Origin of the sequence: Halovivax ruber XH-70 (genome assembly GCF_000328525.1) — an archaeon.
GTDB classification, from domain to species: domain Archaea; phylum Halobacteriota; class Halobacteria; order Halobacteriales; family Natrialbaceae; genus Halovivax; species Halovivax ruber.
Genome location: NC_019964.1, coordinates 2,360,483 through 2,381,458, shown reverse-complemented (window position 1 = coordinate 2,381,458; position 20,976 = coordinate 2,360,483). Strand labels below are relative to the sequence as shown.

Below are 20,976 nucleotides of genomic sequence, written 5' to 3'. Positions count from 1 at the left end.
GTCGATCGAACAGACCTCTTCGACGGCACCGGCCGTGGTCGCCTCCGACGCTGACACTTAAGGGGACTCCGTTCGAGTGTGAGGTGTGAGCGAAAACACCACACGACGGGCGCTGCTCGCGACCGTGCTCGGTGCTGGCACGGTGGGACTGGCAGCCTCGGACGTGGGGTCACTACTCGAGAAGTTTGCCCCACTGTCGGGCGACACCTGGGACGGCGTCGATCGCGACGTCTCGGGCGAGGCCACGAACCCGTACGGATCGGCGACGATCAAACGGGACGACGTGGGGATCCCACACGTCGAGGCCGAAGACGAACGGGCGGCCTACTTCGCGGTCGGCTACGTCCAGGGGTTCGACCGACTCTTTCAGCTCGACATCCAGCGCCGCCAGATGCGCGGCCAGCTCTCCGAAATCGCCGGCGAGGCGACCGTCGAGAGCGACGAGTTCCATGTCAAGATGGACTTCGTCGGTGCGGCGGAGGCGACCTGGGATAGCCTGGCGGAGACGAGCCACGCGCCACTCGTCCGGGCGTTCGCCGACGGGGTGAACGCCGCAATCGAGAACGAGGAACTCCCGATCGAGTTTCAGATACTCGGCCACGAGCCGGCCCCCTGGACGCCGGTGGACACGATTCTCCTGGAGAAGCAGATCGCCTGGACCCTGACGGGGAACTTCGACGCGCTCCGACGCGAGCGCCTCACCGACGCCCTCGGTGCGGAGATCGTGACCGACCTCTACCCGACCACGTACGACCACGACGTCCCCGTGCTCCGTCCCGGAGACGACGCCCTCGGTGACGTCGGCGGGGTTGATGGCAACACTGCGAGACCGTCCGAACCGGCTTCGCGTCGGCTCCGGACGGGGTCTGCGGCCCAGCCGAACGCCGATCAGACGAGCGGAACGGGCCCGTCGGGTGGCGACAGTTCGACGAGCGAGCCGGGCCAGTCTGATGGTACCGGTTCGACGAGCGAGACGAACTTTTCAACCAGCGACGAACCGGCGAGCGGGTCGGACGAACTCGTCGACTGGCTCGCACAGTTCGAATCCCCGCCGGGCGTGGGATCGAACAGTTGGGTCGTCTCCGGCGAGTACACCGACTCCGGAACACCCATCGTCGCCAACGACCCGCACCTCTCGCTGATGACGCCGCCGATCTGGTACGAACAGCACGTCGTCACGTCGGAGACGAACGTCCGCGGCGTGACGTTCCCGGGCGTCCCGTTCGTGATCATCGGCGCGAACGAGGACGGTGCCTGGGGCTTCACCAACGTCGGTGCGGACGTCCTCGACTGTTACCGGTACGAACTCGACGAGGACGGCAGTCGCTACCGCTATCAGGGCGAGTGGCGCGAGTTCGATACCGAAGAACACGAGATCGCCGTCGCGGACGGCGAGGACCGCACCGTCACCGTTCGCAAGACCGTCCACGGCCCCTTCCTCGAACGCGAGGGCGAACACGTCGGCGTCGCCTGGACCGGCCTCACCGCCACCCGCACCTCCCAGTCGATCTACGAGATCGGCCGGAGCGAGGGTTTCGACGACGTCCTCGACTCCCTCGAGAAGTTCGACGAGCCGACGCAGAACTTCGTCTACGCGGACGCCGACGGGCGGACCTGCTACTACACGACGGGGCAACTTCCCCGACGGACGATCGATGGCGATCCCGTCCGCGGCGACCGGGTCTTCGACGGCTCGGCGGGCGAGGCGGAGTGGGCGGGCTACGAACCGTACGGCGAGGCCACCTGGGAAGGGTTCGTCCCGTTCGACGAGAAGCCACACGCGATCGACCCTGACCGCCTCGCCACGGCGAATCAGCGCGTCGCCGACGATCCGACCCACTACGTCGGCACGGCCTACGCCGCACCCTACCGCGGCGGTCGTATCTACGACCGACTCGACGAGCTAACGGCGGACGGCACGACGACGCTCGACGATCACGCGGCCGTCCAGACCGATCGTGTCGATCCCCGGGCCGCCCAGCTGGTTCCAGAACTCGTCGCCGCCGTCGACCGGGTCGCGCAGGAGGGCGATCGACGTATCGTCGAGGCGAGTGACCTGCTTGCCGACTGGGACCACGAGATGGTCCCGGACTCGGAGGCGGCGCTCGTCTTCGCCCGGTGGATGGACAACCTCGTCGAGACCGTCTGCGAACCGCGCTTCGAAGACGCCGGACTCGACGACTCCGACTACCCGTCGGACTGGGCCGTCGCCACGCTCCCGGCCGACAGCCCACTGTTCGAGTCGATGTCGCGGACGGCCACACTGATCGGGGCGCTGGAGGCGACGCTCTCGGAACTCGACGGGGCCGAGTGGGAGACCTACGGCGACTACAACACCACGGCCGCGATCGAACACCCGTTCGGCGGCCAGGCGGCGTTCCTGAACTACGACGAGCACCCGATCGGCGGCTCGCGCGCGACGATCAACAACTATCGAGTGGACTCTGCCGTCGGATCGAGTACGCGTCTCCTGGCACACCCCGGCGGCGAGGCCCGGACGATCTTGCCTGGCGGCAATTCGGGCGATTACTCCTCCGACCACTACGACGACCAGTTCGAGGAGTGGATCGCCGGCGAGTACCGGCCGCTCACGCTCGAACCCGTGGGTGAGACGAAGGTGACCTTCGAGGGTGATTCCCGATGACGAGCGAGGAACTCGATGCCACCAGTTCGTCGGGAGACGACGGTGATCGACGCCCGGGCGACGACGTCGAGTCTCGAGCGGGTGGCGAACCGTCCGATGACCAGCGTGGCGCTGTCGACCGGGTCCGTGGCGCCGTCTTTCGCGTCCGGACCCAGCCCGGCCCACATCGCGTCGCGATCGTCGTCGCGGTCGTCGTCGGTCTCGGCCTGGCCTGGTTCCACTGGCTCGGCTTGCTTTTCGGCGGAATGCTGGTCGGATTCGTCGCTCGAACGTTCCGTCGGGCCCTCCTCGCGGGCCTCGGTTTCGGTGTCGTCGTCCTCGCCGTCTTCGCCGTGACGGTCGCCGGGTCGCTCGGCCAGACACTCGCGATGACGCCGCCGATCTTCCTTACGATCGGTGCGGCGCTCGGTCTGCCCACGTTCGGCGCACTCGTCAGGGGCGTGGTCTGACGAACTGGCCTCCGACGGAGAGCGCAGGCACCGGGCGAAGTGACAACAGGGAGGCAGTCGTACTCCGTGTATGGTCGTGGTCGTCCCCTCGGCCGACCCCGGGTCAGTCCTCGCCGGACTGTTCGTGCTGACCGTCGCGCTAGCACATCTGCTTCCCCATCAGTTCCCCGAGGCGATCGAGCGACGGCGACACGGCCTCCTCTCGCTGGCTGGCGGCGTCTCGATCGTCTACGCGTTCGTTCACCTCTTTCCCGAGATCGATCACCGACGGGAGACGATCGAGGGCCTGGATCTGCTGGGGGTCACGCTCGTCTCGGAGCACATCTATCTGGTCGCCTTCGTCGGCCTCTCGCTGTTCTACGGGCTGGAACGACTCGCGTCGACGGCCGGAACCACCTCGCGTGACCGTGGCGATTCACCGCCAGGGGCGACCGTCTTCGCCGCTCACGTCGGCGGCTTCTCGATCTACAACGCGGTCATCGGCTACGCCATCGTCCGCGGGGAAACCGGTGCGGAGAGTGTGTTCCTCTTTACGATCGCGATGGCGTTGCACCTCTTCGGCAACGACCAGGCCATGCACGAACATCACCCGCACCTGTACGCTCGTTACGGCCGATTCGTGCTGGCGGCCGCCGTCGCGCTGGGCGCGCTGATCGGGGCCGTGGTCGTCTTCGATCCCGGCGTCTATACGGTCGCGCTCTCGCTGCTGACGGGCGGAATCGTCTTCAACGCGATCAAGAACGAACTGCCGCGGACGCGAGACAGCCGGTTCTGGGCGTTCGCCGTCGGCGCCGGGATATACGGCGCTATCCTCGTAAGTCTCTGACCGGCCGCGACTCAGCGCTGATCGGTCCCCTCGGTGATCGACCTGTCTGCCTGTTCGTCGAGTCGCTCGAGATCACGTCCGGCGTTCGCCTCGTCGCGATTTCCCGCCTCGCCCGTTATCTCCCCGTAGATCGCTTCGCGGGCTTCGTCGGCGGACGAGAACTCCTCGTTCACCAGCCTGTCGAGCGCGCTCCCGAGCGATTCGGTCTCGTTCGGCAGATCCATCTCGCCTAGCGCGTACTCCTGTGAGAGTTCTTCACCCGTGACCGGGTACTCGAGTTCACCCAGCCGTCGTTCGACGTCCGCGAGGATCGACTCCGTCGCTTCGGCCCGCTCCGCTTTCCGTTCGCTGATCCGGTCCTGTGCACGGTCGACGTCGGGCTCTTCGTGTGCCATGGCCCGACTCCGCCGGTCCGACGGGAAGGGCGTGGGCTTGCATCGGCCGGGGTCGCCGCTGCCCGTCGAGTGGGTCGTGGTACCACGACGCTCGCTGACGATCGGATCGGAACTACGAAACCCTCGGAGACGAAACGGCAATGCAATGTCCGCAAATGTTGCCGAGGAAGCGGGCGACGCTTCCGACGCAGACGAGCCGGAATCGGCTCTCGAGAACGCGAAACACCAGCTCGCTCGCGCGACGGAACACGTCGACATCGACCCGAACGTCGTCGAGCGCCTCAAGCGGCCGCGCAAGATCCACGAGGTCTCGCTCCCGCTCCGGCGCGACGACGGCAGTGTCGAAGTCCTGACCGGCTTCCGCGCCCAGCACGACAGCGTTCGCGGGCCGTACAAGGGCGGCCTGCGCTACCACCCGGAGGTCAGCCGCGACGAGTGTGCCGGCCTCGCGATGTGGATGACCTGGAAGTGCGCCGTCATGGACCTGCCCTTCGGTGGCGCCAAAGGTGGCGTCGTCGTCGATCCCAAGGACCTGAGTAGCAAGGAGAAGGAACGGCTGACCCGCCGGTTCACCCAGGAGATCCGCTCGGCGATCGGTCCGACGAAGGACATCCCGGCGCCCGACATGGGCACCGACCCGCAGACGATGGCCTGGCTGATGGACGCCTACAGCATGCAGGAAGACGAGACCATCCCGGGCGTCGTCACCGGCAAGCCGCCCGCGATCGGCGGCAGCGAGGGCCGCGAGGAAGCACCCGGCCGCAGCGTCGCCATCGTCACTCGCGAGGCCTGCGAGTACTACGACTACGACCTCTCCGAGACGACCGTCGCCGTGCAAGGCTTCGGCAGCGTCGGCGCGAACGCCGCCCGCCTGCTCTACGAGTGGGACGCCAACATCGTCGCCGTCAGCGACGTCAACGGCGCCCGATACGACGCCGACGGCATCGACGTCGACAAGATCCCCTCTCACGACGAAGAGCCCGAGGCCGTCACCGCCGCGACCGGCGTCGGCGAGAAGATCCCGAACGAGGAACTGCTCGAACTTGACGTCGACGTCCTCATCCCCGCCGCAATCGGCAACGTCCTCACCGAGGAGAACGCGGACGACGTCAGCGCGGACATGATCGTCGAAGGCGCGAACGGCCCGACCACCTTCGCGGCCGCCGCCATCTTCGACGACCGCGACATCCCCGTCATCCCCGACATCCTCGCCAACGCCGGCGGCGTCACCGTCAGCTACTTCGAGTGGCTCCAGGACATCAACCGCCGTGCCTGGTCGCTCGAACGCGTCAACGAAGAACTCGAAACCGAGATGCTCTCGGCCTGGGCCGACGTCAAGGACGAGGTCGAGGACAAGGACCTCACCTGGCGCGACGCCGCCTACGTCGTCGCGCTCAAGCGCATCGCCGCCGCCCACGAGTTCCGCGGCGTGTGGCCATAGGACCAACGAACTTTTTGTGCGTCGGGTTCGCCTGCGGCGAACCGCTCGCACAAAAACTTCGATGAAAAGGCCGGCGGCTTCGCCGCCGGAGAACCTCGCTCACTGCGTTCGCGAGGATGCTATTTGACCTACGTCTCCGTACAGGCCGGACGGTCCGGCGCGGAACTCGGGAACAAGTAGTGTTGGCTACCAAAACACATTTACTTGATGTTTCGCTGTTGCAATTGCCGGTAGATAGGTTTGCGACTCTTCCGTGGACAAATGAGTGAACCCGAGGTCGTCAGGAGGGTCAGCGCCGGGATCTCAGGCAGTTCGTGTCAAAAAGAACTTGATACCGCGTCCGTTCTCTAGTCATAATGATGAGGGATCTAGCAAACGATGAGGAGATCGAGCAAGCAATTCACTATCTAGTGCATTCGTTCGAATCCTCGGGCGATAACCCAAAACCGGTGGTCCTCCACAGTATCCGGGTGGGAATGAATCTTTACGACAGAGAGTATGAAACGCACATCGTCATCGCTGGTCTCCTTCACGACCTGTTAGAGGATACAGCTGTGACGTTCGACGAGATTCAGTCGAAGTTCGGGACTGACGTTGCAAATATCGTGGAAGCAACGAGTTTCGACGAGAATATCGACGACTATCTCGAAAGACACTACGATATTTATCGAAGATGCTTTGCGGTGGGGAGAAGCGCGGTGGCAGTCAAGGCTGCGGATATTTTGGATAACAGTGCTTACTACGGTCTGGGAGATTCCGAGGAACTGCAACAGAATCTGCTCGAAAAGATGGCGTATTTTATCGACCAATCTGAACCCTATATCGGGGACGAAGACATCTATCAGGAGCTCAATGACAAGTTCCCTGTTGTGAAGGAACGAGTAACGAAAAACGCCGAAACCGACGTTTGAGCTTCGTTGGAACAGGCTGTTACCGATCCATCATCGGTCCAGATACGTCATCGACTCTTCGTCGCTCACCTGGCCGAACTGCCGGTAGAACTGGCCGACAGCGCGAAACGTGGCGGGCGTCTCCAGGGCGATCACCTCGTCGGCTTCGGCCCGGAGGTCGGCGGCGGAATCCGGCGAAGAGATGGGCACGGCGAGGGTGAGGGAGGCGGGATCTTTCTCGCGGACCTGTCTGAGGCAGGCGCGGGCGGTCGCGCCCGTCGCGACGCCGTCGTCGACGACCACGACGTGTTTTCCCTCGATTTCTGGAAGCTCGCTCGTGCCGCGATAGCGTTCGAGTTTGGTGCGGGCCGCCTCGACCTCGACCTCGCGCTCGCGCTCGATGTGATCCTGTGGGACGCCGATCCGGTCGATGAGCCCCTCGTTGCGCCAGACGGCGCCGTCGCTCGCCGCGGCGCCGATGGCCAGTTCCGGATTTCCGGGTGCCCCGATCTTCGAGGCGACGACGACGTCCAGGTCCGCGTCGAGTGCGTCGGCGACGGGTCGAGCGACGGGAAGCGCTCCGCGGGGGATGCCGAGGACGAGGTCGGCGTCGACGCCGCGGCGGTCGAGTTCGGCCGCGAGGCGCTCGCCCGCGTCCGTTCGATCGTCGAACATGGCTAGGGAACGCTTCTCCACCGTTCACCTTGGTCCTTGGCCCGTCGGTCGACGAACCACGCCACGATCGGCCACCCAAACAAACTCGGGGCGAGACCGCGTACAGCCACGGGATGGCCAGTGATCGCTCCGGGACGGACGAGCTGGATCACCCGCTTTTCTCGCGGCTCTACCGGGTGTTCGATCCGATCGACCGCCGAACGCTCGGGCCACAGCGTCGGGAAATCGCCCGGGAGCTCACGGGCCGGGTCGTCGACGTCGGTGCGGGTGACGGCGCGATGTTTCCCTTCGTAGTCGAAGCGACCGGTGCGGGGCAAGCGGGACCCGCACGGGAATCAGTCGTCGGGGCGGACGCTCCCACCGATGCGGTCGAGTATCACGCGGTCGAGCCCGATCGGACGATGCGCCGCCGCGCTCGCTCGCGCGCTACGGAGCTGGGGCTTCCCGTCGAGTTCCACGACGCCAGGGCCGAGACGCTTCCCTTCGCAGACGATAGCGTGGACGTCGTCATCTCGTCGCTCGTGTTCTGTTCGATCGCCGAGCCGGGTGTGGCGCTCGACGAGGTCGCCCGCGTCCTCCGGCCGAACGGCGAGTTCCGCTTTCTGGAACACGTCGGCGGGACGGGGTACTACCGGCGTCTTCAGGAGGGCCTGACGCCGGTGTGGAAACGCGTCGCCGGCGGTTGTCATCTCGATCGTGACACCGTCGATCGGTTCGACGCCGACGACCGCTTCGAACTGACCGAGTTCGTCCGGACGGACGTTCGGCTCTATCCAGCCGCGCCGATCGTTCGAGGGACGTTGCGCCGCGTCGACGACGGATGACCGGCGGCGGGGAACCGACGCGACCGCTTCCGCATCCCGAACCCTTTTCTCACGACGTTGCGGCGTATGGTCATGGTCCGTGACGTGGCGGTGGTGAAATATTACTTCTACAAGGCGACCGAGGCGGTCGAGTTCTATCGACCGATTATGTATCTGTACTTCCTCTCGCTGGGTCTTTCATTCACTCACATCGTGATCTTCGAGGCGCTGTACAACGTGGCGACGGTGGTGGGCGAGATCCCGACGGGGTACGTCGGCGATCGGATCGGCCGGCGAAACAGTCTGCTGGTCGGGAGCGCCACGATCACCGCGACGTTGGTCGCCATCGCGCTCGCGAGTTCGGCCATCGCCTTCGCCGTCCTCTTTATCGTCTGGTCGACGGGCTACAACTTCCGGTCGGGGACGGAGGATGCGTGGGTGTACGAGACGCTCGCGGATAGCGACGACACAGACGCCTTCACGCGCGTCCGCGGCCGCGGACAGTCGATCGCACTGGCCGCCGGCGTCGGTGCGTCGCTGGTCGGCGGCTATCTCGGTGGGATCGACCTCGCGTATCCGTTCCTCGCCGCAGCGATGTTCACCGGTGTCGGCACGCTCGTCATCCTCACGCTGGACGAACCGGAGACCTACGAGGAGAGTGGGTCGAGCGAGCTCGGGTTGCGAGAGGCCTGGGACGTCGTTCGCGAGGCGCTTGGACAACGCCGACTGCGTTCGTTCATCATCTACTACTACGTGCTCTTCTCGGCCGTCACGTACCTCGTGTTCATCTTCCTCCAGCCGGCATTCGAATCGACCATGGTCGACCTCGGCGTCGACGTCGTCCTGTCGGTTCCGATTCCCGGCTTCGGGGCGTACGAACTCGCCGTCGCGCCCGACAACGTCGAGACGCTGCTCGGCGGGTTCTACGCCGCGATGAACCTCGCCTCGGCGGCCGTGAGCTACCGGATCGGATTCCTCCGGGAACGCATCGGCCTGTCTCGCTGGTTCGTCGGGGCCCCGCTGCTGGTGGGGGTGCTCCTCGTCGCGATGGCGTTCGTTCCGGCGCTCGCGTTCGTCGCCCTGTTCGTCGGCTGGGGAATCGTCGAACCGACGCGCGTCCTCGCCGGGCAGTACGTCAACGACCGCGTCGAGACGCTCGGTCGAGCGACCGTCCTGAGCGCGATGGCGATGGTCAGCGCGCTCACGGTGATTCCGTTCCAGCTCGGCAGCGGCGTCCTCTCTGACAGCGTTTCGCCCGTCTACACCCTCTCGCTCGCCGGGGGTGTGCTCGTCGTCGGCTCACTCGCAATCTTGCTCTGGGAGTCGCCTGTCGAACCGTCTTCGAGTGTCTCTGCGGCGGATTGATACGTGGGGTTTCAGGATATGAACCGAACTGGAACGTGAACACCTTACGGGCTCCGATCACGACCATCACGACGACTGCGATCACGGATCTTCCGCCCGTAGCCTATCGGCGCTCGAGGGGGATCGCGTTCACCGTCGACACCTCCTGAGTCGCCGACGAACTCCGAACCGGGAGCTGTGTCCGTTATAGTCGGTTCACCGATGCAGCCAGCTTACAGATCGGTAGGCCGTGTTCGCGGAGGTATCGTCCGCCGGCACGCGTCACCGGGTACCATAGACTGATGGTACCGTCGCCCCTGTCTCGGGTGATGACCGACTGGATTAGTGAGACATTCTGTAGCACCGTCGGCTGGGAGCACCTCCAGACGTTGGTCGATCTCGATCACCGAATGGCCGGCAGCGACGGCGAGCGAGCTGGCGCTGAGGCCACACGAAACGTGTTATCCGACGTCGGCGCCCGAAACGCCCGCCTCGAGACGTTCGAGTTGCAGGGCTGGACCCGTGGTGACAGCGGCGTTTCCCACCCCGATTCTGGTTCATCGTACGACTCGATCGCGTTACCCCGTAGCTCCACCGGACAGGTCGACGCCGAGTTCGTCGATCTGGGATATGGGCTTTCGGCGGACTTCGCCTCCGCCGACGTGGAGGGAAAGATCGTCATGGCCGCGTCGAACGTCCCGAGTTACCACGATCGGTTGATCCATCGACGTGAGAAGTATTACTACGCCGTCGAGGCCGGCGCAGACGGATTCGTCTTCCGCAACCACGTCGACGGGCAACTTCCACCGACGGGATCCGTCGGGCGACCTGACCACCCGATCGGCGAGATTCCGGCCGTCGGCGTGAGCATGGAAGTGGGCGCCGCGCTCGGTCGGCGATTCGACGGTGAAGTCCTTCGCCTGTCCGTCGACGCCGACATTCACGACACGACGAGCCAGAACGTCCACGCCGAACTCGGTCCGGAGACCGACGAACGCGTTCTGGTGACGGCCCACCTCGACGGTCACGACATCGGTGAGGGGGCGATGGACGATGGTGCCGGCACGGCGATGCTGGTCGAGATCGCGCGGGCGCTTGCAACCCGCGAGACTCCCCTCGACACCCGGGTCGAGTTCGTCGGTTTCGGGTCGGAAGAGGTCGGTCTCTGCGGCTCGTTCTATCACGCCGAGGGTTGTGATCCGAGGTCTGTAAAGGCGGTCGTCAACCTCGACGGCGTCGTCCGTGGTCGGACCCTCCAGTTTTTCACTCACACCTTCGACGAGCTCGAGGCGGCCGTCTCGCGGGTGGCCGATCGATACGACCACCCCGTTAGCATCATCCCGAAGGAAGGATTCCGCGGCGACCAGTGGCCCCTCGTCCGCGAGGGGGTCCCCGGCTACTTCGTCTCCGGCGTCCGGGACTCGAACGGTCGCGGCTACGGCCACACGTCGGCCGACACCTTCGACAAGCTCGACGTCCGAAATCTTCGAGAACAGGCCATCTTTCTGACCGAGCTGGTCGCCGACCTGGCTCGGACTGAGACGACCATTCCCCACCGCGAGCGCGCCGACGTGGCGGCCTCGTTCGAGGCGGAGGGGCGCGCGGAGGGGATGAAGATCGTCGGGGAGTGGCCGTACGCCTGAGTCGGAGCACGGGCGTGGTCAGTTGGACGGTCGTCGTCCGGCTCGACCAGGAGGACGGCTTATTCGCGCTCGGTCGGCTCGTCGATCCAGTTGTAACAGCGGTAGGTCTGCGGTCCCCGATCCTCGACCAGCATGTCGAGCGGGATGAAGCCCTCGCCGCCGCGCGAGCCAGCGACGCGGACGTCGGAATCGTCCGAACACGTCATCAGCTTCGCGTCGATGGAGAAAGTGAACTCGAGGCGGCCGCGGTGGGACTCGTCCGGGTCGAACGAAACGGAGACGTCGCCGCCTCCGACGCCGAAGATCGCCGTTCCCTCCGGGGCCGAGACGCCGACGTCGTGGCTGGCGAGTCCGCCTCGGAGCTCTGTGAGCCACTCGCGCATCTCCTCGCGGTCGAGCGCGGTTTCCAGGTCGAAGGTGCCGTCGGCCTCGACGGCTCCGTCCTCGAACGTGAAGTCGGGATAGGCGAGCTTCTCGTCGGGGAGAACGTGCGACATCTCGGCTGGATCCGGCGGCTCGTCGGGGACGTCGAGTTCGTCGCTGACAGCGGACCGATCTGGCGTCGACTGGTCAGGACCTGACGGTTCGTCGGCGGTCATTGGTTCTCCTCGTCACCGCTCGGTCGGAGATGCCTTTCGGATTCGATCGGCGAGTCACTGCCACGCATCGGTGACCTCCTCGTCGTCAGCGACCGATTCGGCGAAGTGACACCGCGACCACCCGTCCCCGACTTCGATCTGGTCGGGGACGGTCGTCCGACACGTTTCTTCCGCCATCGGACAGCGGGTGTGGAAGACACAGCCCGACGGCGGGTCGACCGGGCTCGGGACCTCGCCCTCGAGGACGAACGTATCCTCGATGGTCGAGGCTGGATCCACGTTCGGAATCGCCGCGAGCAAGGCCTCCGTGTAGGGGTGAGCGGGTCGTTCGAACAGCTCCTCGGCCGGCCCGACCTCCATCAACTCGCCGACGTACATGACGGCGATGCGGTCGGCGACGTGCTTGACGGCGCTCAGGTCGTGACTGATGAGGAGGTAGGTGAGGTCGAGTTCGTCCTGGATCCGCATGAGGAGGTTGAGGATACTCCCCTTGACGGAGACGTCCAGCGCGGAGACCGGCTCGTCGAGGACGAGGACGCTCGGCTCGGTGGCGATCGCCCGTGCGATGGAGACGCGCTGGGCCTGGCCGCCCGAGAGCTCGTGCGTGTATCGATCGAGATGGTGCTCGGAGAGTTCGACGAGCTCTAGCAGTTCGGCGATTCGCTCCTCGCAGTCGTCGGCCGACCACCCCTGCGTGATGAGGGGTTCGGCGATGGCGTCGCCGACCGTCATTCGGGGATTGATGCTCGAACTCGCGTTCTGGAAGACGACACCCACGTCCGCGAGCAGGTCTGCTGGGCGGTCGGTCGCCCCGCCGACGGGGGTCCCGTCGAGCGAGATGACTCCCTCGGTCGGCGTGTACAGTCCGGTGACGAGGTTCGCGAGCGTCGACTTGCCGCTCCCGCTCTCGCCGACGACGCCCAGCGTCTCACCGCGATGAACCGAGAGCGAGACGTTCGAGACGGCGGCGAGGCTGGTCGTGTTGCCGAGCAGTCGGTCGAGCAGTGAGTCGTTCATCGCGAACGATTTCGAGACGTGCTCGAGTTCGATGACGGGTTCCCGGGCGGTCGAACCGGCTTCGTTCAGTCGTGCGTCGGTCGCGTCATCAGCTTCAGCGGCACTGCCACCTGCCGTCGCGTTTCCGGGACGATCGACGCTCATCGCGATCCCTCCACGCCGACCGCCTCCCGGGTCGGGTCCGGAACGCGGTCGAGTGCGCAGCACGCCGCCTCTTGTCCGTCGCCGCAGTCACAGACCGGCATCGGAGCCGACTGGCACGCAGCGTCGGCGTACGCACAGCGCGAGGCGAAGGGACAGCCCTCGATATCGCCGAGTTGATCCGGCACCTGTCCCTCGATCGTCGCCAGGTGCTCTTTGCGTTCCGTCTGCTGGGGCATACAATCGAGCAGCGCCTGCGTGTACGGGTGGCGGGGTTGGGTCAGGATCTGGTCGGTCGTCCCGGTCTCCATCACCTGCCCGCCGTACATCACGATGACGCGGTCGCAGACTTCGGAGACGACGCCGATGTCGTGCGTGATCAACATCACGGACATGTCCCGGCTGGCGCGGAGGTCGGACAGAATCTGCAGGATCTGGGCCTGGATCGTGACGTCGAGGGCGGTCGTCGGTTCGTCGGCGATCAGGAGGTCCGGCTCGCTCGCCAGCGCGATGGCGAGCATGGCTCGCTGTCGCATGCCGCCGGAGAACTCGTGTGGGTACGCGTCGAGTCGTTCTTCGGGGTTCGGGATGCCCACCTCTGACATGAGTTCGACGACTCGGTCGCGTTTGTCGGCCCAATCGGTACGGTCGTGGAGAAACGGGATTCGCAGGTACTCGCGCAGTGGCTGATGATCGGGATTGTCGTGGACCTTCAGCGACTCGACGATCTGTTCGCTGACGGTAAAGACCGGGTTGAGCGTCGTCATCGGGTCCTGGAAGACCATGGACATATCCTGGCCTCGCAGGCGACGAATCGTCTCGTCTGTCGCTTCGGTCAACTCTTCGCCACGGTACCGGATCGAGCCGTTCGCGATCTTCCCTGGCTCTTCGAGCCGCATGATCGAACGGGCAGTGACGGACTTGCCACTCCCGCTCTCGCCGACGATGCCGACGACTTCCCCCGGCTCGATGTCGAACGAGACGCCGTTGACGGCGTGGACGGTTCGGTCGTGGGTCTCGAAGTGCGTGTGCAGGTTCTCGACGGAGAGTAGTGGTTCGGTCATGGTTAGAGTCCCTTGTTCTGGACGGATTCTTCCTCGCGCGGGTCGAGTACGTCTCGCAGGCCGTCACCGAGCAGGTTGAACCCGAGGACGGCGAACATGATGGCGAGCCCGGGGAAGTTGACGACCCACCAGGCCGACCGGAGGTAGTCACGTCCCTCGGAGATCATCGTCCCCCACTCGGGGGTCGGCGGTTGTGCGCCGAGTCCCAGGAACGAGAGGCCGGCAGTCGAGAGGATGACCGTGGCCATGTCCAGCGTCGCGAGGACGACGACCGGCCCCATCACGTTCGGGAGGACGTGGCGACCCACGATCCGGAGTCGGCCCGTCCCCATGAGCTGGCTCGCTTTGACGTACTCCTCTTCTTTGACGGACAACACGCTGCCGCGGACGACGCGCGCGTAACTCGTCCAGCCGACGATCGCCAGCGCGATCATGATGTTCGTCAGACTCGGCCCCAGTATCCCCGCGATGACAAGCGCGAGGAGGAGGCCGGGAAACGCCAGTAAGACGTCGACCAGACGCATGAGCCCTTCGTCAACGTACCCGCCGGCGTACCCCGCAGTTACCCCGACAGCCGTCCCGATGGCGAGCGAGATCCCAACGACGGCCACGCCGATCTTCAGTGAGACGCGTGCGCCGAAGATGAGTCGTGAGAGGACGTCCTGCCCGAGCTGGTCGGTGCCGAGCGGATGTTCTGCGGACGGCCCTTCCAGTCGATCTCGGAGGTTCTGTTCCTCGGGATCGTGTGGGGCGAGCATCGGCGCGAAGATCGCCGTCAGGATCAGCGTCAGGACGATCACCAGGCCGATCACGTTGAGCGTGTTCGACCGGAACTGTCGGACTGGACGCGAGTGGTAGGCGGCGACGAGTCGGGATCTGGTCTCTCCGAGTTTCGATCTGGCCTGAACGCCGGCAGATCGGAGCCGGTCGCCGATCGATTTGACCCGGTCGCCGACGGAAGTCTCGTCGGTCATTCACTGCCACCTCCGAGCGAGATGCGCGGATCGACGTACCGGTAGGTGATGTCGACGAGCAGGTTCGTCACGACGAAGACGACGGCGACGATCAGGACGAGCCCCTGGACGACGGGGTAGTTCCTGGCGAAGATGGCGTCGATCAGGAGACTGCCCAGCCCCGGTCGCTGAAAGACCATCTCGATGATCACGGCGCCGTTCAGCAGATAGCCGAACTGGAGCCCGACGATCGTGATGACCGGGATGAGCGCGTTTCTGAGCGTGTGCTTGTAGACGACGATCCGCTCTTTGAGTCCCTTCGATCGCGCCGTCTGGATGTACTCCTCGTCTAATACCTCCAGCATCGACGACCGAAGCAGTCTGGTGATGACGGCGGCCATCCCCGTTCCGAGGGTGACGGCCGGCAGGACCAGGTGTCCGAACGTTCCGAACCCGTGGGTCGGCAGGACGCCCAGCTGGACCGCGAAGACGAGCATGAGCAGGTAGCCCAGCCAGAAGTTCGGCATCGAGAGGCCGAGGAGGGCGAGCACCTGACTTCCGTAGTCTAAGCGACCGCCCTTGTGGACGGCGCTGATGACGCCGGTCGGGATCGCCACGACGAGCGCGACGGCCAACCCCGCGACGGCGAGTTCGACCGTCGGCATGAGGTTCTGCTGGATCAACGTCGTCACGGCCGTCTCCGAGTGGTACGACACGCCGAGATCCCCCTGCATCACGTCGGTAACCCAGTTTACGTACTGTACGGGGATCGGGTCGTTCAGTCCGTTCGTTTCTCTGAACCGCTCGATCGCCGCCTGTGATGGCGATCGGCCGCCCATTTGTTTGCGCAGGATCGTCCGCGCCGGGTCGCCCGGCGTAAAGAACGTCAGCGAAAACGTCAGGACCGAGACGCCGAGCAGGACGGCCAGTCCCGAAATAATCCGTCGAACGATGTATTTCCACATAGATTGTGTGCGATGTCGAATCGGTCGTGGTCACTTTTCCAGCGACGTCCAGCTCGTAAACTCCGGAATCGGGGAGAACGAGACTCCCTCGAGCCCGGACTGGTACGCGGCGACGAACTCGTCGTAATAGACCGGGACGGTCACGGCCTGTTCTTTCATCCGCTCTTGGGCCTGGACGTACTTCTCTTCCTTTACCGCGCTTTCCGTGGCTTGCAGGCCGTCTTCGATCAGCGTGTCCACCTCGCCGCCGAGGTTCTGGACGCCGGTCTCCTCGTTCCGGTATCGGCGCTGGTTGACGTCGCCATCGGAGTGGAACGAGTCGTAGATGACGTAGTCGGCAGCCCCGGAGTTCGACCCGCTGGTGTCGACGAAGAGGTGGCCGTCACCATCTCGCACCAGTTCGGAGTACTGCGCCCGTTCGGCCATCTGAATCTCGGCCTCGACGCCGGCACTGGTGAAGCTATCCAGCAAGACCTGGGCGATGTCCCGGCCGTTGACGAGATCGTTGGGCACGACGATGGTGAGCGTTTCGCCGTCGTAGTCCGATTCCTCGACGAGCGAACTCGCCGTGTCCTCGTCGTACTCGTAGGGATCGACCTGGTCGTGAGCCGACCAGTAGATCGTCGGTGAGATCGGAACGCGGGCGGCAGAGCCGACGTTCTCCAGGATCGTGTCGACGATCAGCTGCTGGTCGACGGCGTGATTCAACGCCTGACGGAGCACCGGATCGTCGGTCGGGGCGTCGTAGAGGTTGAACCCACCGTAGCAGGACCCGGCCGTCTCCTGTCGGGCGACCTCGACGTCGTCGTTGTTCTCGAGTGACTCGATCTGACTTCGCGGCGGTGACATACCGATGTCGATCTCGTCGTTCTCGAGTGAGAGCGATCGCGTGTTGGGGTCTTCGATGACCTCGAAGACCAGTTCGTCGACCTTCCCGCTGTCGTTCCAGTAGTCGTCGAACGCCGACGTGACGACTTCCTGCTGTGCGACGACTTCGTCGACCTGGTACGGTCCAGTACCGATAACCCGGCTTTCGTCGGGGTTTCGATCCGGATGCTGGATGCACACCATGTTGTGGGCGATGTTCCCGGGGAACACCGAGAACGGCTCGGTGGTGGTGAACTCGACCGTGTACTCGTCGACGGCGACGATGCTCTCCGGCCCTTCTAGACGGAGCCAACCGGGTGCGTAGGCGAGTTCCTCGAGCAGCGTCTCGAACGAGTACACGACGTGGTCGGCGGTCAACTCGTCGCCATTGTGGAACGAGACGCCTTCGCGGATGTCAAACTCCCACGTCGTCTCGCCCGTCTGTTCCCAGTCCGTCGCGAGCCACGGCTCGGTGTCCATCTCCTGGTTTACCCAGACCAGTGGCTCCATGACGTTCGTCCAGTAGGGCGTGATGCCGCCGTGGCTGTTCCAGACTTCGGCGGTCGGATCGGTGTTGAGAGCGATCGTTACGCCCGAACTGTTCCCGCTCGTGTTTTCGGCACAGCCGGCGATCGACAGTGCGCCGACGGCTGCAGCCGACTTCAACACAGTGCGACGGTTTAGTTTGTTACCTGCCATCAGGGATCACTTTGGTGATGAAGGTCCGTATCGAGCAACCCTTCATAAACGTTACCCTGTTTTTATAATGTGTGGTTAAGATTTCCAAGTCAGCGTTCGGCGCGTACACGGTGAGTACCGACCGAGACGTTCCCGGATCCTGCCTGGTGTGTGGTAATCTGGCATGTCCCTCCACAATGTCGAAACGAGACGGGACCGAATCTATTCGATCACAAGGTCTGTGTTCCCGACGTCGATTAATACGGGAATGTACTGTCGGAAACAGGCGCCTAGCGCCCGTGGGACTGAGTAACTTATCACTGATCCCGTTCGCATCGATGAATCGACGGTCTATCCTGTTTTGTGGGCATAAATTTTATAACTATCTAAAAATCGTTCAATACAATAGGCGATCGATGCTGTCGCGTCGGTGCTGGGGCGCTCGCTGGCCCGTCGAATCGGCGCCCCGTTCGAACGGAAACGTCGATCCATCGAACCGTCACCCCGTCCGAACGGGAAACACGTATACTCCGTCAGTTACTCTGTGGCGGTATGTTCGAGAAGTCGTCGTGGATCCGTCTGCCGCGCAACGTCGTGGTGGGCCACGGTGTACTCGACGAGGTCGTCCCCGTCGTCGCCGATCTCCACCTCGACGGGACGCCGTTGCTGGTTACGAGTCCGACGCCGCGGGAGGTCGCGGCCGACCCGATCGTCGCCGACTTCCGGGAGTCAGGTGTCGAGCCCGCGATGGTAACCGTCGACACGGCCTCGTTCGACGCGGTCGAGCGAGTGATCGACACCGTCGAGGCCGAGGAAGCGGACTACCTGATCGGCGTCGGCGGCGGGAAAGCCATCGACATCGCGAAGATGGCGAGCCACCACTGTGAGATCGGATTTTTGTCGGTGCCGACCGCGGCGAGTCACGACGGGATCGTCTCCAATCGCGGCTCGGTTCCCGACGGTGACACCCGCCACAGCGTCGCCGCGGAGCCGCCGCTGGCCGTCGTCGCCGACACGGCGATCCTGGCGGAGGCGCCGTGGCGACTCACGACCGCCGGCTGTGCCGACATCATCTCGAACTACACCGCGGTGATGGACTGGCGCCTGGCCCACCGGTTGAAGAACGTCGAGTACTCGGGCTTCGCCGGCGCGCTCTCGGAGATGACCGCCGAAATCCTCGTCGAAAACGCCGACTCCGTTCGACCCGGTCTCGAGGAGGCGTCCTGGATCGTCACGAAAGCGCTCGTCTCCTCCGGCGTCGCGATGTCCATCGCCGACTCCTCCCGGCCCGCGAGCGGCGCCGAGCACCTCTTCTCCCATCAGCTCGACCGCCTGGCGCCCGGCGCGGCGCTGCACGGTCACCAGGTCGGCGTCGGGTCGATCATGACCGCCTACCTTCACGGCGGGGAGAAGGGATTCTGGCTCGACATCCGGAACGCCCTGGAGAGCATCGACGCGCCCACCACCGCCGACGAACTGGGTATCGACGACGAGACGGTCATCGAGTCGCTCACGACGTGTCACGAGATCCGCGATCGCTACACCATCCTCGGCGACGGGATGGACGAGGGTGCGGCGCGCGAGGTCGCGAAGGAGACCGGCGTTATCGGGTAGCGTTTCGGATCGAGAATCGGCCAGTTCGTTACCCCAGATCCGCCCGTTCGAATCGCCAGATGCCAAGCGCCAGCGGCAGGACCGTCCAGGCCAGCAGGATCGCGAGGGCGGTCTCGGGCTGGAGGTACCACACCAGGTCGGCGGGGTCGCCGGCCGTGGGCATGGCAGCGACGAGGTCGTTGGGGAACGCGAGCGTGGTCGAGGCCAGATACGCTTGCGTCGGACTGAGCACCATCCCGACGAACTGGATCGGCTCGTCCCCGACACCGAGCCCGAGGAGGTCGTTCAGCACGTACTGCAGTGCGCCGAGGATCGAGAGCTGGCCGAACAGGATCAGCAGGTTCGTCACGAAGTAGACGGCCAGGGCACCGCCCATCGCCCGCGACCGGCTGGCCGTCATCGCGGAGACGGTGATCGCGATCGCGACGTAGGCGAGCGCGAAGACGATCGTGAGCACCGACAGGCCGACGAAGACGCCGGCGGGGAACTCGTCGAACCAGAGCAGCGAGAGGACAGCGGCGACGACGAACGCGACGATCAGCGAGACGGCGACGACCGCCCCACGGGAGACGTACTTCCCGAGGACGACGTCTCGCCGGCGGATCGGCGTCGAGAGGAGATACTTGATACTGCCCGACTCGCGCTCCCCGGCGATGGCGAGGTAGGCGGCGACGAGGGCGATCGCGGGGACGAACAGCGCCCCGACGAAGGCGAAGTTCCACAGCGCCATGTAGACGCCCGACCAGCCTTCAGGTGGCCGGGCTTCCGTCCCCCAGTAGACGAAGACCGCGGTCACGAGCGTGTAGAGGCCGGCGACCGCCCAGATGATCTTCGCCCGGCGGACGTCGAGGATGTCCTTGGACACGACGTCGGCGACGCTCATCGGCCCACCTCCGCCGCCGTCTCGGCGGCCTCGCCGCCAGCGACTTCGGCCGCCGATGGATCTCGCTCGTTTTCACCGTTTCCGGTGTAGGTGTTGAACAGCTGTTCGAGTGAGGTGTCCGTCGAGCGGACGTCGAGCACGGTAGCACGCTCGTCGATGTGGCGAATCGCGTCGATTTTCTTGGTCGGATCGTCCACCGAGATCGTGAGCGTCGTTCCGTCGGTCTCGACCGCGCGGACGCCGTCGACCGACTCGAGGCCGCGGTCGGTCGGCACGCTGTCGACCTCGATCGAGACCGAGGCGTCGAGGTCGAGTTCGTCGCGCAGGGCGTCGATCGTCCCCGTCGCCACGAGGCGCCCCTCGTTCATGATTCCGAGCCGGTCACAGACGGCCTCGACCTCGCCGAGGATGTGACTCGAGAAAAAGACGGTCGCACCGCGGTCGGCCTCCTCGCGGATGATCGTCCGCATCTCCTGCATACCGGTCGGATCGAGCCCGGAGGATGGTTCGTCGAGGAGCAGTAAGTCTGGCTCGCCGAGGATCGCCATCCCGAACGCGAGTCGCTGAGCCATCCCCTTCGAATACCCACCGACCGGGCGGGCGGCTTCTTCGGCGGTGAGCCCAACCCGATCGAGCGTCGCCTCGTAGTCGACCGTCCCCTGGAGGCCGTTCGTTCGTGCGATCCACTCCAGGTGCTCTCGGCCGGTCAGCCGATCGTACAGCTCCGCACCTTCGGGGAGGACGCCGATCCGCTCACGAATCGCGGCGGCGTCGGCCTGTGCGTCCAGTCCGAGGACCCGTGCGTTGCCCGCCGTCGGGCGCACGAAGTCCAGCAGGACGTTGATGGTCGTCGACTTCCCGGCTCCGTTCGGACCCAGAAAGCCGAATACTTCGCCCTCCTCGACGGTGAGGTCGAGGTCGTCGACGGCGAGGACGTCCGCACCGAATCGCTTGGTGAGGCCGTCCGTTTCGATCGCTGGCATGCTCGTGAGTACGACGAAGATGATCCTTATAACCTGTACATTTACGTTCAGCTACACGTTTGGGAATTACCGCCCGCCGCTCTCCGACTGCAACTCCGGCCG

Annotated in this window: 19 protein-coding genes; 9 read left to right on the top strand and 10 right to left on the bottom strand. The window is 64.9% G+C overall.

Annotation, left to right across the window (positions count from 1 at the left end):
* Nucleotides 1-85 precede the first annotated feature (85 nt).
* The 3 genes from HALRU_RS11405 (at nt 86) to HALRU_RS11395 (ending at nt 3,919) form a co-directional block, all read left to right on the top strand.
* The gene (locus tag HALRU_RS11405; RefSeq protein WP_015301538.1) at nt 86-2,644 is read left to right on the top strand and encodes a penicillin acylase family protein; all 2,559 of its coding nucleotides are present in this window, start codon (nt 86-88) and stop codon (nt 2,642-2,644) included.
* Complete coding sequence (locus HALRU_RS11400; protein WP_015301537.1) at nt 2,641-3,093, top strand: hypothetical protein; 453 nt, start codon at nt 2,641-2,643, stop codon at nt 3,091-3,093. Before HALRU_RS11405 ends, HALRU_RS11400 begins: the two co-directional genes overlap by 4 nt.
* Before the next feature lie 70 nt (nt 3,094-3,163).
* Nucleotides 3,164-3,919, top strand: coding sequence for a hypothetical protein (locus HALRU_RS11395; protein ID WP_015301536.1), 756 nt, complete (start codon nt 3,164-3,166; stop codon nt 3,917-3,919).
* A gap of 11 nt (nt 3,920-3,930) precedes the next feature.
* Here the strand turns inward: HALRU_RS11395 and HALRU_RS11390 are convergent, their stop codons facing one another.
* Nucleotides 3,931-4,314 carry a DUF5789 family protein gene (locus tag HALRU_RS11390; RefSeq protein ID WP_015301535.1) on the bottom strand — a complete coding sequence of 128 codons (384 nt, stop codon included), beginning with the start codon at nt 4,312-4,314 and terminating at the stop codon, nt 3,931-3,933.
* A 145-nt stretch (nt 4,315-4,459) separates the two neighbouring features.
* Here HALRU_RS11390 and gdhB point away from each other — a divergent pair, with 145 nt between their 5' ends.
* Nucleotides 4,460-5,755 carry a glutamate dehydrogenase GdhB gene (gdhB, locus tag HALRU_RS11385; protein WP_015301534.1) on the top strand — a complete coding sequence of 432 codons (1,296 nt, stop codon included), beginning with the start codon at nt 4,460-4,462 and terminating at the stop codon, nt 5,753-5,755.
* Between the two features lie 356 nt (nt 5,756-6,111).
* Complete coding sequence (locus HALRU_RS11380) at nt 6,112-6,666, top strand: HD domain-containing protein (RefSeq protein ID WP_015301533.1); 555 nt, start codon at nt 6,112-6,114, stop codon at nt 6,664-6,666.
* A gap of 30 nt (nt 6,667-6,696) precedes the next feature.
* Here the strand turns inward: HALRU_RS11380 and HALRU_RS11375 are convergent, their stop codons facing one another.
* On the bottom strand, nt 6,697-7,320 hold the full coding sequence (locus tag HALRU_RS11375) for a phosphoribosyltransferase (protein ID WP_015301532.1): 624 nt from the start codon (nt 7,318-7,320) through the stop codon (nt 6,697-6,699).
* Between the two features lie 113 nt (nt 7,321-7,433).
* On the opposite strand from HALRU_RS11375, the gene HALRU_RS11370 reads away from it, so the two are divergent.
* From HALRU_RS11370 to HALRU_RS11360, 3 genes are all read left to right on the top strand, one after another.
* Nucleotides 7,434-8,144 (top strand): class I SAM-dependent methyltransferase, encoded by a 711-nt coding sequence (locus HALRU_RS11370; RefSeq protein ID WP_015301531.1) that lies wholly within the window; start codon nt 7,434-7,436, stop codon nt 8,142-8,144.
* 66 nt (nt 8,145-8,210) lie between these two features.
* Complete coding sequence (locus HALRU_RS11365; protein ID WP_015301530.1) at nt 8,211-9,488, top strand: MFS transporter; 1,278 nt, start codon at nt 8,211-8,213, stop codon at nt 9,486-9,488.
* A gap of 308 nt (nt 9,489-9,796) precedes the next feature.
* Nucleotides 9,797-11,110 (top strand): M28 family peptidase, encoded by a 1,314-nt coding sequence (locus HALRU_RS11360; protein WP_015301529.1) that lies wholly within the window; start codon nt 9,797-9,799, stop codon nt 11,108-11,110.
* Between the two features lie 59 nt (nt 11,111-11,169).
* Here the strand turns inward: HALRU_RS11360 and HALRU_RS11355 are convergent, their stop codons facing one another.
* Genes HALRU_RS11355 through HALRU_RS11330 form a run of 6 tightly spaced genes read right to left on the bottom strand, consistent with a single transcriptional unit; the run spans nt 11,170 to nt 17,415 of the window.
* The gene (locus HALRU_RS11355) at nt 11,170-11,709 is read right to left on the bottom strand and encodes a hypothetical protein (RefSeq protein WP_015301528.1); all 540 of its coding nucleotides are present in this window, start codon (nt 11,707-11,709) and stop codon (nt 11,170-11,172) included.
* Between the two features lie 54 nt (nt 11,710-11,763).
* The gene (locus tag HALRU_RS11350) at nt 11,764-12,870 is read right to left on the bottom strand and encodes an ABC transporter ATP-binding protein (protein WP_015301527.1); all 1,107 of its coding nucleotides are present in this window, start codon (nt 12,868-12,870) and stop codon (nt 11,764-11,766) included.
* Complete coding sequence (locus HALRU_RS11345; protein ID WP_015301526.1) at nt 12,867-13,931, bottom strand: ABC transporter ATP-binding protein; 1,065 nt, start codon at nt 13,929-13,931, stop codon at nt 12,867-12,869. Before HALRU_RS11345 ends, HALRU_RS11350 begins: the two co-directional genes overlap by 4 nt.
* 2 nt (nt 13,932-13,933) lie before the next feature.
* Complete coding sequence (nikC, locus tag HALRU_RS11340; protein ID WP_015301525.1) at nt 13,934-14,905, bottom strand: nickel transporter permease; 972 nt, start codon at nt 14,903-14,905, stop codon at nt 13,934-13,936.
* Complete coding sequence (nikB, locus tag HALRU_RS11335; protein ID WP_015301524.1) at nt 14,902-15,849, bottom strand: nickel ABC transporter permease; 948 nt, start codon at nt 15,847-15,849, stop codon at nt 14,902-14,904. Before nikB ends, nikC begins: the two co-directional genes overlap by 4 nt.
* A gap of 30 nt (nt 15,850-15,879) precedes the next feature.
* A complete protein-coding gene (locus HALRU_RS11330; RefSeq protein ID WP_015301523.1) occupies nt 15,880-17,415 on the bottom strand; it encodes an ABC transporter substrate-binding protein in 1,536 nt (511 codons plus the stop codon).
* A gap of 531 nt (nt 17,416-17,946) precedes the next feature.
* Between HALRU_RS11330 and HALRU_RS11325 the strand changes: the two genes are divergently transcribed.
* A complete protein-coding gene (locus HALRU_RS11325) occupies nt 17,947-19,008 on the top strand; it encodes an NAD(P)-dependent glycerol-1-phosphate dehydrogenase (RefSeq protein ID WP_015301522.1) in 1,062 nt (353 codons plus the stop codon).
* Between the two features lie 28 nt (nt 19,009-19,036).
* Here HALRU_RS11325 and HALRU_RS11320 read toward each other — a convergent pair whose 3' ends face one another.
* Nucleotides 19,037-19,891 carry an ABC transporter permease gene (locus HALRU_RS11320; protein ID WP_015301521.1) on the bottom strand — a complete coding sequence of 285 codons (855 nt, stop codon included), beginning with the start codon at nt 19,889-19,891 and terminating at the stop codon, nt 19,037-19,039.
* Nucleotides 19,888-20,874 (bottom strand): ABC transporter ATP-binding protein, encoded by a 987-nt coding sequence (locus HALRU_RS11315; RefSeq protein ID WP_015301520.1) that lies wholly within the window; start codon nt 20,872-20,874, stop codon nt 19,888-19,890. Before HALRU_RS11315 ends, HALRU_RS11320 begins: the two co-directional genes overlap by 4 nt.
* Between the last annotated feature and the right edge of the window lie 102 nt (nt 20,875-20,976).

What these genes read in the sequence shown, in the direction of transcription:
- HALRU_RS11400 (WP_015301537.1), top strand. Translation starts at nt 2,641, where the DNA reads ATGACGAGCGAGGAACTCGATGCCACCAGTTCGTCGGGAGACGACGGT.
- HALRU_RS11395 (WP_015301536.1), top strand. Translation starts at nt 3,164, where the DNA reads ATGGTCGTGGTCGTCCCCTCGGCCGACCCCGGGTCAGTCCTCGCCGGA.
- HALRU_RS11390 (WP_015301535.1), bottom strand. Translation starts at nt 4,314, where the DNA reads ATGGCACACGAAGAGCCCGACGTCGACCGTGCACAGGACCGGATCAGC.
- gdhB (WP_015301534.1), top strand. Translation starts at nt 4,460, where the DNA reads ATGTCCGCAAATGTTGCCGAGGAAGCGGGCGACGCTTCCGACGCAGAC.
- HALRU_RS11380 (WP_015301533.1), top strand. Translation starts at nt 6,112, where the DNA reads ATGATGAGGGATCTAGCAAACGATGAGGAGATCGAGCAAGCAATTCAC.
- HALRU_RS11375 (WP_015301532.1), bottom strand. Translation starts at nt 7,320, where the DNA reads ATGTTCGACGATCGAACGGACGCGGGCGAGCGCCTCGCGGCCGAACTC.
- HALRU_RS11370 (WP_015301531.1), top strand. Translation starts at nt 7,434, where the DNA reads ATGGCCAGTGATCGCTCCGGGACGGACGAGCTGGATCACCCGCTTTTC.
- HALRU_RS11365 (WP_015301530.1), top strand. Translation starts at nt 8,211, where the DNA reads ATGGTCATGGTCCGTGACGTGGCGGTGGTGAAATATTACTTCTACAAG.
- HALRU_RS11360 (WP_015301529.1), top strand. Translation starts at nt 9,797, where the DNA reads ATGACCGACTGGATTAGTGAGACATTCTGTAGCACCGTCGGCTGGGAG.
- HALRU_RS11355 (WP_015301528.1), bottom strand. Translation starts at nt 11,709, where the DNA reads ATGACCGCCGACGAACCGTCAGGTCCTGACCAGTCGACGCCAGATCGG.
- HALRU_RS11350 (WP_015301527.1), bottom strand. Translation starts at nt 12,870, where the DNA reads ATGAGCGTCGATCGTCCCGGAAACGCGACGGCAGGTGGCAGTGCCGCT.
- HALRU_RS11345 (WP_015301526.1), bottom strand. Translation starts at nt 13,931, where the DNA reads ATGACCGAACCACTACTCTCCGTCGAGAACCTGCACACGCACTTCGAG.
- nikC (WP_015301525.1), bottom strand. Translation starts at nt 14,905, where the DNA reads ATGACCGACGAGACTTCCGTCGGCGACCGGGTCAAATCGATCGGCGAC.
- nikB (WP_015301524.1), bottom strand. Translation starts at nt 15,849, where the DNA reads ATGTGGAAATACATCGTTCGACGGATTATTTCGGGACTGGCCGTCCTG.
- HALRU_RS11330 (WP_015301523.1), bottom strand. Translation starts at nt 17,415, where the DNA reads ATGGCAGGTAACAAACTAAACCGTCGCACTGTGTTGAAGTCGGCTGCA.
- HALRU_RS11325 (WP_015301522.1), top strand. Translation starts at nt 17,947, where the DNA reads ATGTTCGAGAAGTCGTCGTGGATCCGTCTGCCGCGCAACGTCGTGGTG.
- HALRU_RS11320 (WP_015301521.1), bottom strand. Translation starts at nt 19,891, where the DNA reads ATGAGCGTCGCCGACGTCGTGTCCAAGGACATCCTCGACGTCCGCCGG.
- HALRU_RS11315 (WP_015301520.1), bottom strand. Translation starts at nt 20,874, where the DNA reads ATGCCAGCGATCGAAACGGACGGCCTCACCAAGCGATTCGGTGCGGAC.